Below are 13411 nucleotides of genomic sequence, written 5' to 3'. Positions count from 1 at the left end.
TTGTATTTAGAAAACGAAGCTAAGTTTTCATAGGTATAAATTAGTGGGATTGTATAAAGTGATTCACTTGTTGTGTATATTTATTATCTTCTCCCAAAGATCTATTTATTTCACGATGTGAAAGTGGGAGTGATAATAATTGTGCGGATGTCCCAAGTTTTTGTACTTGCTGAATAAATTGTTGAGCCTGTATACAGGGTTGATCAGGGCGAGTGGTTGAGCAAACAGCAAGAAATGCAGGTAAACTTTGATGTAGTTGTAAGATCGGAGATAGGGCTTTCCAGTTCTCAGGTTGTTGACCAAAGGCTCGATCATAAAATCGAGCATGCCGATTTTGCATGATCTTTTCGATATCGTAAGCAGCGCTATCTAAGGCAATGGTTGCTCGCCAAGGTTGCGGTTGAGGAGTTAACCACGAGGGCCGTACAGTAACCAAGCTAACTAAATGTGCACCAGCAGAATGTCCTACCAAAATAAGCCGTTTTGAGTTTGCATGCCAATCATTTGCATGTTTTTGAATATAGAGTAAAGCGTTTGATATATCTTGAGTCTGTTGCTGTACGGTTGCATTTGGAACTAATCGGTAATTAACGGAGATCAAAAGCCACCCTTGTTTACACCAATAATCGACTTTATTTTTCACTACAGCAGCATTATTTTTATCACCGATACTCCAAGCACCACCATGCACCATAACGATGATTGGAGCTAGATTATTATCGGTGTGTGGTTTAGATGGGAAATAGATATCCATCATTTGTTGGGAATCATGACCGTAAGCAATATTTTTAAGTGATTCTACTTTTGCTAATGTTTGGAACTTGAAAAAATTTGCCTGAGTTGCTGAATTCAAACTCATCAAGATCAACATGGATAGCATAAATCTTGTCATTTTTTCGCCCCTGTTAAATTGTATTTCTACATTGAGTCACACATTTTGTTTTCATGCTGATTAGATTGGAACTTTGACTTCGTTTTTAATAACCTAATTCAATCAACAGTGTAGTACTGTATTGATCAAATATTCTTCCATTTAGTTTATTTTATTACAAAAAGAAAAGAATGCACTTAGAGCAATTACATAATCTGATTATTTTCTAACAAAAATCAGATTATGCTTAGACTATAAAATTGAGGAGTTTTGGATATGAAAAAAACAATTGGTTTAATTTCAACATTAGTATTATCTACTTTAATGTTTACAGGCTGCCAAAACATGAGCGCATCTGATCAGCGTATTGGTGCAGCAGCATTGGGTGGTGCAGTTGGTGGTGGTGTTGGTAATCATGTAGGTGGTGGCTTAGGAGCGGGTGTAGGTGCAGCAGCAGGTGCTGGTGTAGGTGCAAATGCCAAGGGTGGTAGTAGTAATTCAACCACAAGTAGTGCAATTGGTGCAGGTATTGGTTCTGTAATTGGTAAGTCTATTTTTGGTGGCGATACTGGTGCAGCGATTGGTGGTGCAATCGGTGGTGGCGCAGGAGCTGCAATCCAAGAAAAGAAAAAGTAATATGAATTAAAGTTTTAATAAATGCCTGCTATGGTTTGCAGGCATTTTATATTTAGGTTCATCCCAAAGAACTTGCTTTGGGCTTCTTCCGGCGTATATATAAAATTTTTTCAACCTCTGCAATTCGTGTTCCTGCATCATCTAAAATATTGAGCGTGTAATGACGTAAAACAGGTTCATAATTTTCTGATAATCGTTTGATTTCATCAATTTCATTTTTACTCAGTTTAATGTCGGCAACGACCTCACTACGACCAGGTGACAGGAAATTAATAGAAGCACTTTTGTCCCAAACAATATATTTATACCCTAAATGATGCATGAGAATCAGCATATAAAAGGGATCAACCATCGAATATAAACTGCCGCCAAAATGTGTTCCGACGATATTACGATTTTTTCTAGTCAGCGGCATTTTGACACGAATGAAGTAACGATCAAGATCAAATGATTCGATTGCAATGCCTGCACCACGGTAAGGGGAGTAATGATTCAGCATAAATTTAGAAATCGCTGGAATGGTTCGAATTTTTTTGAAAAAGTCTTTCATGGTCAATTTTTTTTCTTGCAACTCTATTCATACTCCATAAGTATCATTTTTAGTGCATCGCTGGCAATGGCTGTTTTATAACCAAGCCGATAGAAAATAAAATGGGAAAGAATTATGCAAGCACAAGTAAAAACAGTAACCACTTCTGACCAACAAAGCCTCTGTGTCAAAACATGGGGTGATGAAAAGAAAACACCATTGGTGTTAGTACATGGATATCCCGATAATCAGGAAGTATGGGAGCCGATTATTGAGCAATTGGTTGATGACTATTATGTCGTTACTTACGATGTACGTGGTGCAGGTTTGTCATCAATTCCAAAGCGTATTAAAGACTATCGATTACCGCGTTTATCTTTGGATTTACAAGAAGTCGTTGATGAAGTGTTACCAAACCGTAATTTCCATATGGCAGCGCATGACTGGGGTTCTTTACAGTCTTGGGAATCAGTAACTGAACCTAAGTTAAAAGGCCGTTTACTATCTTATACAACAATCTCAGGCCCTTGCTTGGATCATGCTTCTTTATATTTACGTGAAAAGTTTAAATCTGCGCCAAGTAATGTACTGAAAATGCTGACTAAATCTTGGTACATTGGTGCTTTCCATTTACCATTAGTTGCACCAACTGTATGGACTTTCTTTAGTCCAGAAAAGTGGGGGAAGATTTTAAGTGGCTTAGAGAAAAAACAAAACTTGCCATTAAATGCAAATATTGTGTCAGATGGTAAATACGGTATTAATCTGTATCGTGCTAACTTTATTCCTTCACTGACTCAACCACGCCAACGCTATGCTCAATGTCCTGTACAGGCAATTGTATTAAAACGCGATGCATTTGTTAGCCCAGAGTACATTACAGAATCGATGCCAAAATGGGTTGAAAACTTTGAATATGTTGAACTTGATGCCAATCACTGGGCGGTTCTAAGTCAGCCAACCAAAATTGCTGAACTAATCCGTCATTTTTTAAAACGCCAGACTGTTTAAGGCTTTAGCGGATTAATCAAAATAAAAATCACTTAAAACAGATTGCAATTTGGCGACATTTTCAGCTTCTATACAATGAATCTGCTAGAATGTCGCCTTTCTTTTTGCTCCTAAATTTTGTCCATGAATGCTGTCGTAATTGCGATTGCCGTGATGTTTATTTTGTCACTGGCACGCGTTTCTGTTGTTCTCACTTTGGTCATATCAGCCATTATTGGTGGTTTGGTTGCTGGACTGAGCCTTTCTCAAACTGTAGAAGCTTTTAATGCAGGATTGGGAGATGGTGCTGAAGTTGCTTTGGCTTATGCTGTTCTAGGTGCTTTTGCCTTAGCATTATCCAAATCTGGTTTACCAGATTTACTTGCACATAAATTGATTGGTTTATTAGGAATGGAAGCCAGTAAAAATCAAGAAAAAAAAGTGAAATATCTTTTATTAACGATTTTACTCATCGCTGCAATTTTTTCTCAAAATCTAATCCCAGTTCATATCGCTTTTATTCCCGTATTGGTTCCGCCATTGTTAAAAGTGATGAATCACCTCAAGCTTGATCGACGTGCGGCAGCATGTGTACTGACGTTGGGTTTAGTTGGAACATATATATTCTTACCTGTGGGCTTTGGTGCCATTTTCCTTGAACAAATTTTGATGGGAAATATCAATAAAATTGGGGCTGCATATGGTTTGCATGTAGAACGTGGCATGATGCCTATGGGCATGGCGATACCTGTTTTGGGCATGGTTTTAGGTACTTTAGTCGCTGTGTTTATTAGTTATCGTAAGCCGCGTGAATATGTTGATCGATCAATTTCACCTGTTACAAGCATTGATTTGGATAAACCACTACGAGCAACAACACAAGCTGAATATGACCTCAAGGTGGATGCTGAAGAGTTGAAGCATGAAGCTGAAAATGTACCTTATATTTCCAAAAAAACCATGCTCATGGCTTTACTTGCAATCGGTTTAACCTTAGTTGCACAGTTGTATTCAGGTTCGATGATTTTAGGTGGTCTTGTTGGTTTTGCTGTGTTATCCGCTTCTGGCATCTTTAAATGGCAAGAAGCCGATGATGTGTTTGTGCAAGGGATGCGGATGATGGCCTTAGTTGGTTTTATCATGATTTCTGCGGCAGGTTTTGCTTCAGTCATGACGCATACAGGCGACATTGCTCATCTAGTGAATGGAGTTGTACATATTATTGGTGATAATCATGCTTTAGCTGCGTTCTTGATGCTATTTATTGGCCTGTTTGTCACGATCGGTATTGGTTCATCTTTCTCAAGTGTGCCTGTGTTGGCAGTGATTTATGTGCCACTCTGCGTACAATTTGGATTCTCACCTTTAGCAACAATTGCATTGATTGGCACTGCTGCTGCATTAGGTGATGCAGGTTCGCCTGCTTCAGATTCAACATTAGGACCTACAGCAGGACTAGGTGTAGATGGTCAACATGATCACATTTGGGATACTGTAGTGCCAACATTTATACATTTTAATATCCCGCTACTTATTTTTGGCTGGATCGCAGCAATGGTTTTATAATAAAAAGGCTCAATATGAGCCTTTTTTGTTGAGTATAAAAAATATCAAGAAGTGACATTTTTTGTCTGTTTTTTAATCTAATTTTATAATATATTCTAAATAGAAATTTATATGTAATTTAATTTTTAAATTAATCTTAATTTTATTTTTTTAAAAACTTCAGCTAAATTTTAAACAATAAATCTTGATAAAAATACTAGGTTTTATAATGATTTAAGTTGATTGAATTGGTCTGAATTATTTTATATTACATATTTTAACAAATATATTTTTTTATTATTCAATATATTACAAAATCAATCAAAAAGGTTGGAATTAATATGTATTGCATAATATAAAAACACGTGTTTATTATGTTGAACAAGAACATAATTTTTTAAAAGAGGTTGTTTAAATGCTAAAAAATGTATTAGTTGTTGCATTATTGGGGTTATCATCAACTGCGTTTGCAGGTGGTTTTCAGGTTAAGGTCGGTGGTAGTGTTATTGCGCCAACAGATGAAACAAAAATTGCGGGTGTAGGTACCTTAAAAGGTGACAATGAGTTTGCTTTTACACCTTCAGTAGAATATTTCTTTGGTGATACGCCATTTTCAGCAGAGCTATTACTTGCAACACCTATTGCACATGATGTTTTGCTAAATGGTGAGAAAGTAGCGAAAATTAAGCATTTACCACCAACAATAACATTCAAATATAATTTGAAGAATTCAACAGGTTTTACACCTTATATCGGTGTTGGTGGCTCAGCATTTCTTGCTTGGGATGAACAAACAACAGGTGGATTGACTGGTAAAGATTTATCAGTCAAAGAAGATTTTGGTTTTGCAGGTCAAATTGGTTTTAATTTTAAACCTGCTGATGCAAAGAACTGGGGTGTTTTCTTTGACGCGCGTTACGCACAATTAAGCCCAGAAGTTAAAATTAATGGAACTAAGCTGACGGATTTAGATATTAATCCTATGGTCTATACCTTGGGTTATAGCTATAAGTTCTAAGGCGATTTAGATTTAAAGAAACCTCACAAATCGTGAGGTTTTTTATTTTGCAATCGTAATATAAAACAGATACAAGCCTGAAACAGAGCGTGCGGTAAGCTAAGAACTAGTTTTTAATAAGTTGTGATCGGTGATGAAAAAATTATTAAGCTCAGCATTATTTCTTATGCCATTACTCATTTTATCTCAAACCCATGCCGCTAGTTTCCCATGCAAAGCTGCAAAATTAAAATCGGAACAACAGATTTGTAACGATCTTGGTTTAAATGATGCAGATGTAAAACTGGCAACAACTTACCAGATTATTTTGCACGCACTCCCTATGGGAGGACGTGATGCAGAAAAAGATAAGCAATTCCAATGGTTGAAACAGCGTAATTCATGTGCAGCAAATACTCCCTGTCTTCGTCGTGCTTATGCACAAAGACAACAGCAATTAGATCAACTTCTACAAACACGTATATTGAGCCAAGGACCATTCTAATTGTTCTTTTGTGCATTTTTTAACTGAAAAAATAAAACACAAGGATTGAAATATTCAAGATATGCACCATTCATAAATCATTCCAAATATATAAACCTCAAGATAAGGAGTGATTTATGAGTGAACAAGTCGCACAAAATTATAGTTTCCAAGCTGAAGTTGCTCAGTTATTACATTTGGTGACACATTCGCTGTATTCCAACCCAGAAATTTTCTTACGTGAACTGATTTCAAATGCTTCGGATGCTTGCGATAAGTTACGTTTTGAAGGGATTAATCACCCTGAATATTATGAAAATGATGCAAACTTACATGTTCGTGTGAGCTTGAATAAAGAGAATAAAACTTTAACTATTTCCGATAATGGTATTGGTCTGAGTCAACAAGAGGCGATAGAGAATCTTGGTACGATTGCAAAATCGGGCACTAAAGATTTTATGTCAAAGTTAAGTGGTGATCAGAAAGCCGACGCACAGTTAATTGGTCAATTTGGTGTTGGTTTTTATTCTGGATTTATTGTAGCCGATAAAATTACGGTTGAATCACGCCGCGCTGGCTTAGAGACTGCTGAAGGTGTGCGTTGGATCAGTGGCGGTACAGGTGAGTTCGAAGTTCAAACAATTGAGAAAGCAACCCGTGGTACCGATATCATCTTGCATTTACGTGATGATGCACTCGACTATTTAGAGTCGTGGAAAGTTAAACAAATCATTAATAAATATTCTGACCACATCAGTTTGCCAATCGAAATGCAAAAAGAAGTGTGGCAAGAGGAAGAAGTCGCTGAAGGTGAAGAACCGAAAGGCGGTCAGATGGTGAAGACGGATGAATGGGAAGCGATTAACTCAGCAAGTGCGTTATGGACACGTAATAAGAGTGAAATCACTGATGAGCAATACATCGAGTTTTATAAAAACCTGAGCCACGATTTTGCAGAGCCTTTGGCATGGGCGCATAACCGCGTGGAAGGTAGCACTGAATATACGCAATTATTGTATATCCCAAGTCAAGCCAAACAAGATCTGTTTACACGTGAAGCAAAAGCGGGCATCAAATTGTATGTGAAGCGTGTATTCATTTTGGATGAAGCAGACAACCTCATTCCAAACTATTTACGTTTTGTACAAGGCGTGGTCGATAGTGCTGATTTACCATTAAATGTCAGTCGTGAATTACTTCAAGAAAGCCGTGATGTAAAAACCATTCGTGAAGGTAATGCGCGTCGTGTATTGACCTTACTGGATGGCTTGGCAAAATCGGAAGATGAGAAAGACCAAGAGAAATTTAAAGCTTTCTATACTGAATTTGGTTCGGTATTAAAAGAAGGTTTAGGCGAAGATACGGGTAATCGTGAGCGTATCTTGAAATTATTGCGTTATGCAACTTCTAGCAATGATGAAATCTCGACTTCATTTGCCGACTATAAAGCACGTATGAAAGAAGGGCAGAAAGCGATTTACTATGTGACTGCTGATAACCTTACAGCCGCGAAAAATTCGCCACAACTTGAAGTATTCAAGAAAAAAGGTATTGAAGTATTGCTCATGGCAGATCGTGTGGATGAGTGGGCAATGAACTTTGTCTTTGAGTTTGATGGTACGCCACTACAAAACGTTTCTAAAGGCGCTGTTGATCTTGGTGACTTACAGGATGCTGAAGAGAAAAAGGCTTTAGAACAAGCGGCTGAGCAGTTCAAGCCTGTGGTGGACCGCTTAACGACATCGTTAAAAGACAAAACCAAAGAAGTGCGTGTTACGACGCGTTTAGTTGATTCACCAGCATGTTTGGTAACGAGTGAGGGTGAACTTTCTCCGCAACTGATCCGTATGCTGAAACAAGCAGGACAGGCTGTGCCAGAAATCAAGCCGACTTTAGAGATCAATCCAGAACATCCATTGGTGAAAAAATTAGAAAGCTCTGCACAGTTTGATGATCTTGCGAATGTGATCTTTGATCAGGCGGTAATTGCTGAAGGTGGCTTACCAGAAGATCCAGCAGCCTATGTAAAACGTATCAACAGCTTGTTATTACAATAAGTGATTTGACCTAAAAACCTCTGCTTCGGCAGAGGTTTTTTATATCTATGGATAACATTTAAGTTATCCACAGTTGTGTTGGTCTTTTGATCAAAACTGTGCTTCAAACTTCATTTGATAGTTGAAAGAATATCCTTGTTCACTCGTTGGCATGTTTACATAATTAATGTCATTTTGCATAAAGACCCAATTACGCCAAATTGGTCTTTTCCAAGAAAAATATGGCCCCCACTCATTCACACGAAGCGCCTTGTTTTCATAATCACCTGTACTCAAAATTCCATAGCTGAGATTGTTTTGAGATAACAGATCTAATTTCTGAAAAGTGCGATTACTCCATACATATTCTGAGTTTTGAGTTTTAGAAAAGTTAAATTGCGTGGAAATTTGTGCTTGTTGCTGAAATTTTTGGGTTAAATCTAAGTAGGTTTCCGCATAGTTTTTACTGATTGAACCGTAACGAAAGATTTGAGTTGTATTGAGCCGTAGCCCTGAATGCAAGATCCAGCTTTTCTTTGCTAGAAATTGGACATAAATATCTGTATCTGAATTTGACCCTAAATCTAGATCATTATGAAAGGGCAATAAATTAGAAATGGTTGACCAGCTTGCGCTGAGTGGATTCGGCGTGGGAATTGTTTTGTGGGCATTGTGCTTGGTATTTTTGCCTAGTTTTTTAGGCGGTTGAGTTTGTTGAGCACGTTGCCATAAAGTGTCATGACCAAAAACCTGCATAAGTTCATCGGCAAGTTGTTGATCATTGCTGACTGCATAAGTTTCATCTGTAATCATAGCCGTACATTTTAAAATATGATGTACTTGCGAATGTGGCTGTAAAAAAGATTGATGAGCAAGATGCGTATGATGTCTATTGATTGGGATCAAAAAAGGAAAAAAGGGGAGCAGTAGGTAAGCTAAATATAGATTTCCTATAATCAAAACATACACAAGTATGGCGTATCGATGATTCATGCATAAAAGAAAAATTAAAGAATCAAATAATAATAATCAAAGCTTAATTAATTATTTATTTTATAAGATTGTTTAAAAGTGAAAATGCTCAATCTAAATTTAAATTGAGCATTCAGATCATTTAAATGAATTTAGAATAGGGTTTCAAGACGAACGAAAGTACTAACGAAATGACTGCGATCTGAACGATGATCATTGAAATAGTTGAGATCACCTTGTACATAGAACCACTCACGCCATAAAGGTTGTCTCCAAGAAACAAAAGGCCCCCAACTATTTAGACGTAAGTCATTATTGTTGTAATAGCCACCTGTATAGAGACCGTAATTAAAATTGTTATGCGCAAAGAATTTGTGTTGGCGGAAAATTCGATTGTCCCATAACAAATCATCATCTTGCTTGTCAGCGTAAGTTAAACTGAATTGATTTGAAAGAAAAGGTTGGTTGGGTCGAGCATGTATCAATTCTAAATTTGTACGCAAATAGTTCTCACTTTGACTACCATATCTATAGATTTGTTCAGCATTAAAGTGGAAATCATTGTGTAAATCCCAGTGCTTCTCAGCTCTTAGACGTAAGTAAACATCATCACCAGAACGAATACCAATATCTGCATCTGTTTCAAATGGTAGTTTTTTGGAAAAATTAGACCAACGTAATGCAAGAGAACCATTGCTGTCACGTGTTTGTTTAGAATCAAGTTTTTTATTTGGATCTTGATTTGGTTGTGTATTGGTATTGGCAATATTATTTTTAAATTCGTCATCTAGAGAATCATCACCAAAAACTAAGCTAAGTTTTTTTTCTAAAGTTGGAAGTTTGATTTTTCCTCGAATACGAGGTTTAACTTCATAGTTATCATATTCATTCCAATAATTGTCCAACATAAAACGAATCGTTGCTGAAGCTGGTTTTTCAGGGTCGACATCACCAAACCAGTCATCAATCTTAACCGAGGTTCGATCAGCCCAGTTGCGAATATCACGCTGTTTACGATCAACCCATGTTTTATTCTCAGTTTCAGCGGTTGGAGGAACAATAGATTGATCAGATTGTTCAGGAAGAATGGTGGGGCTCGCATCTACCCATTTAGGAATATAGTCTAAGAAGTTTTCTTGATTTGATGTTTCCGCTTTGGGAATATTATTCTCAGTTTGTTCAACCAGTTTAGTTGCTGCACTAACAGTTGTTGATAAACCGAATGGAAGTACAATGAGCGTATATAAAATATATGATGGTACCGTTTGATTTAAAGTCGTCATAGTTAAAACTTATATATTGTTCTTCATTTAACTTTTGATTATTCAAGCAATAAAATCAAGCTAAAGACACAAAAAACAGCAATTTAACAATGCTTTTGAAAATTTGAATGAGTATTTATGAAAGTCCACCATGAAACTTGCAATAAGCAATCACAAGTTTGATGGTGGATTAGATGTATCTTAAAAATGGATATTTAGGTCGCTGAAACATCTGCATTTTCGAGTGCTTGATAGAGATCGTGAACTGAAATTGGTTGAGGGAGACGGCTAATCACTTGACGTATTAATTGCCATGTATAGCCGTCTGCACGATCTAACAATAGATACGGATAAGCTTGATCTTCGCTCGATAATTTTACCCGTTCTGCGCCGTGTAGCACTCTGATTTTTTGACGCTCTTTGAGTAGGATGACTGGCGTCAGAAAAGTCGCTGCTGTTTCTTCAAAAGGAATAAACTTTTGCGTGTTAATAAAGGCAGCAGGAATATAAGGGTAAGATCGCTCATTACGCTGCCAAACTTCACTACCATTCATGATACATTCATTAAATAGTGTTTCATGTTGGTGGTAGTGTTGTTTAAAAATAACCCAGTCTGTTTGATGAATCGAGCTTGTTTGAGTATGACGTTGGTCTGTATAAGCTTGTAAGATTGTTGCAGCATATTCGACACTATGAGTACCAATAAGTACGACATAATGTGAAAACTGTCCTTGAGCATAAAGCTGTTCCGCAACAAAGATTTGAGCTGTTTCCCAAACAGGTTGAACGTCATTCTCAGCTTTTAAATATAACCAATCAATTTTAATATTTTGATCAATCTCATCGTGTAGCTCTACACGATATAAAGATGGAAATGTTTTAGGATCGATACGCTCTAAGCGACATACGAGTCCATCTAAATTAAAATCTTTTAACGCAACAGGTTTAGCTTTATTTAGATTTGCAACAGGACGCACATTTTGTCTAAAACTTGGTTTAGGCTTTGCGACCGTTGGAATACTTGGTGTTGGAGTATTGGGTACAGATTGAATTCTTTCCTGAATAATTGCTTCGAGTTGTGCTTCAAAATTCGCAGTTTCTTCTCTCATAGCAGATAATCTGTCCTTGTGAATTGTCTGATTTGAATCTAATGATAAATTTGTTGAACTTTGATGAATTGGCTCTAAAACAGGAATAAGGCTTTTGAGTTCATCATCTGTTTTTATATAATCACTTGTGCTCGTTTGAATCCATTCAAGTGCTTGTCGAGTAGATGTAAACCAAGGGCTCTTTATAAAAGACAATGCAGGACGAATAACCCAAATTTGCCAATGCTGTGACTGACGTAAAGCTGCCCATCCCATGTCGCCTGATGCAAATAAAGCATGTTCAACACGCCCCATAAATTTAAATGTTCCGCGATAAGTGAGTGCATACCCAAAGCTTTCTAATTCTTCAGCCGGAAATTCTTCTTGTTGAATAAATTCTTTAAATGGAGTGAGTTGTTCTTGAAACAATGGATCGTCACAAGAAGAACAAATATCCTTAATACGTTGCTTTGATTTTGCAATCTCAAAAAGTGAGTTTTTATCGTTGTTTAGCCCAACAATCAGATGTTTGAGCTCATCAACCAATAATGCTTTCTCTAATACGTCCATTGATAGTTTCCTTAGAGATAGGCTTGAGCCTGTTTTAAATAATAAATAAGTACAATATTCACAGCATCATCTAACAGTTTGTATTCAGGTGTATTCGTCAAATTATGCTGTCTAGCCAAAGCTACAAGTTGCTCAATGCATATTTGTTCGGGTTGAATCTGACCATTTATTAGGGCTTGTAACTCTTGAATTTTCATAACAAAAGAATGTCACTTTATGACGATTATAGAAGAAAACTATGCAAAATCTATAGACTGCAAGTTAGTAAAAAATCTCATTTAGGTATTCCAAATAGAGATTTTGATCATGTTTTGGCTTTCAAAATATCAACACCGTAAAACAATAAATCGGATAAATAGATAGTTATGCGAAAACATATCTATAAATATATCATCAATATGTGACTCAAGTCGCATATTGTTGAGTTAAAAGTTGATCAATAAAGATGGTTACTTTGTTACAGGATTTTCTGCTCAGATAAGCGGTATTCTTTTTGGGATAATAGGTGAGGGCATAAGAATTGTGGTTTTTGAAAATGTCCTGAACAAGCTCCAAATTAATCTTGAAGCTTGTGATTTAGTAAAAATAGTTAGGGATGAATGTCACACTGATCATCGTTACATTGAGCTGCATTGGTTTGCTCGATTTCTTGTGTAGATGCTGATTGAGCTTGTTGTAATGCTTGTAAGAAAATCTCACGCGGTTGTGCACCTGAAAGTGCTAGTTTTTGATCAAAGACAAAAAAAGGCACGCCAGTAACATTCAATTGCTCACGTGCAATTTTTTCATCGTGACGCACAAAATCTGCCAACTCATCTGAATCCAGCACATACTCAACCTCAGCATGGTCTAGACCAATCCGTGAAGCGATTTCTTCAACCACTTCACGTTCACCAATTGCAAGACCTTCAGTCATATAAGCATGAAAAAAGGCTTCTTTTGCTTCGTTACCTAAGCCTTTACTTTGAGCAAGATGAATGATCCGATGAGCATTAAAACTATTGCCTGAATTGGCTTTTTGCCATTGGAAGTCGATGCCTTCAACTGCTGCCATAGCAGCGACATTACGTTCCATTTCTTCCATTTCAGCAAAGCTACGCCCATATTTCTTTGCTAAGCGCTCCGTATTTGAAGTCTCGTGTTTAGCTGGAGCATCTGGATCGAGTTCAAAGCTATGCCAATGAATATCAAGCTCAATTCCTGCTTGTTCAGCAATATGTTCAAGACGCTTTTTCCCAATATAACAAAAAGGGCAAACCACATCTGACCAAATATCTACGCGCATGGTATATCTCTACAATTTTAGTTGGTTTGATAATAGGGGCGTAAGTACGAAATTTAAAGCGATGAAAATGTAATGCTCCGTTACGAGAAATGAAATAAAAATCAATTAACAGCCTATGTTTGATTGATTAAACTTAAATTCAGAAC

At 36.9% G+C, this 13411-nt stretch carries 13 protein-coding genes; 6 read left to right on the top strand and 7 right to left on the bottom strand.

Features of this window, described 5'->3' with window-relative positions; genetic code table 11:
• Positions 1 to 40 precede the first annotated feature (40 nt).
• Entirely contained in the window at positions 41 to 892 is an 852-nt protein-coding gene (locus tag O1450_RS14665; RefSeq protein WP_269229016.1) for an alpha/beta hydrolase, read from the bottom strand.
• Positions 893 to 1147: 255 nt separating this feature from the next.
• Between O1450_RS14665 and O1450_RS14660 the strand changes: the two genes are divergently transcribed.
• Positions 1148 to 1507 (top strand): YMGG-like glycine zipper-containing protein, encoded by a 360-nt coding sequence (locus O1450_RS14660; RefSeq protein ID WP_004659341.1) that lies wholly within the window; start codon positions 1148 to 1150, stop codon positions 1505 to 1507.
• A 58-nt stretch (positions 1508 to 1565) separates the two neighbouring features.
• Here O1450_RS14660 and O1450_RS14655 read toward each other — a convergent pair whose 3' ends face one another.
• On the bottom strand, positions 1566 to 2057 hold the full coding sequence (locus O1450_RS14655; protein ID WP_269230479.1) for a DUF4442 domain-containing protein: 492 nt from the start codon (positions 2055 to 2057) through the stop codon (positions 1566 to 1568).
• A gap of 114 nt (positions 2058 to 2171) precedes the next feature.
• On the opposite strand from O1450_RS14655, the gene O1450_RS14650 reads away from it, so the two are divergent.
• The 5 genes from O1450_RS14650 (at position 2172) to htpG (ending at position 8109) form a co-directional block, all read left to right on the top strand.
• Positions 2172 to 3047: an alpha/beta fold hydrolase gene (locus O1450_RS14650; RefSeq protein WP_269229015.1), complete on the top strand. Its 876-nt coding sequence runs from the start codon at positions 2172 to 2174 to the stop codon at positions 3045 to 3047.
• Between the two features lie 123 nt (positions 3048 to 3170).
• Positions 3171 to 4592: a Na+/H+ antiporter family protein gene (locus O1450_RS14645; protein WP_269229014.1), complete on the top strand. Its 1422-nt coding sequence runs from the start codon at positions 3171 to 3173 to the stop codon at positions 4590 to 4592.
• 394 nt (positions 4593 to 4986) lie between these two features.
• The gene (locus O1450_RS14640) at positions 4987 to 5589 is read left to right on the top strand and encodes an OmpW/AlkL family protein (protein WP_269229013.1); all 603 of its coding nucleotides are present in this window, start codon (positions 4987 to 4989) and stop codon (positions 5587 to 5589) included.
• A 133-nt stretch (positions 5590 to 5722) separates the two neighbouring features.
• Positions 5723 to 6073 carry a lysozyme inhibitor LprI family protein gene (locus O1450_RS14635; protein WP_269229012.1) on the top strand — a complete coding sequence of 117 codons (351 nt, stop codon included), beginning with the start codon at positions 5723 to 5725 and terminating at the stop codon, positions 6071 to 6073.
• Between the two features lie 116 nt (positions 6074 to 6189).
• Complete coding sequence (gene htpG, locus O1450_RS14630; protein ID WP_269229011.1) at positions 6190 to 8109, top strand: molecular chaperone HtpG; 1920 nt, start codon at positions 6190 to 6192, stop codon at positions 8107 to 8109.
• Positions 8110 to 8199: 90 nt separating this feature from the next.
• Here htpG and O1450_RS14625 read toward each other — a convergent pair whose 3' ends face one another.
• From O1450_RS14625 to O1450_RS14605, 5 genes are all read right to left on the bottom strand, one after another.
• Positions 8200 to 9081 carry a selenocysteine synthase gene (locus O1450_RS14625; protein WP_269229010.1) on the bottom strand — a complete coding sequence of 294 codons (882 nt, stop codon included), beginning with the start codon at positions 9079 to 9081 and terminating at the stop codon, positions 8200 to 8202.
• A 131-nt stretch (positions 9082 to 9212) separates the two neighbouring features.
• Positions 9213 to 10343, bottom strand: a complete 1131-nt coding sequence (locus O1450_RS14620; protein ID WP_269229009.1) for a hypothetical protein — start codon at positions 10341 to 10343, stop codon at positions 9213 to 9215.
• A gap of 194 nt (positions 10344 to 10537) precedes the next feature.
• Entirely contained in the window at positions 10538 to 11980 is a 1443-nt protein-coding gene (locus tag O1450_RS14615; protein WP_269229008.1) for a hypothetical protein, read from the bottom strand.
• 11 nt (positions 11981 to 11991) lie between these two features.
• The gene (locus O1450_RS14610; RefSeq protein WP_269229007.1) at positions 11992 to 12177 is read right to left on the bottom strand and encodes a hypothetical protein; all 186 of its coding nucleotides are present in this window, start codon (positions 12175 to 12177) and stop codon (positions 11992 to 11994) included.
• Positions 12178 to 12569: 392 nt separating this feature from the next.
• Positions 12570 to 13265: a DsbA family oxidoreductase gene (locus O1450_RS14605; protein ID WP_269229006.1), complete on the bottom strand. Its 696-nt coding sequence runs from the start codon at positions 13263 to 13265 to the stop codon at positions 12570 to 12572.
• Positions 13266 to 13411: the final 146 nt, after the last annotated feature.

The sequence above is a fragment of the Acinetobacter sp. TR11 genome, assembly GCF_027105035.1.
GTDB lineage: Bacteria > Pseudomonadota > Gammaproteobacteria > Pseudomonadales > Moraxellaceae > Acinetobacter.
Note: the sequence above shows the minus strand (reverse complement) of the source record. Positions and strands in the feature narration are given on the sequence as shown.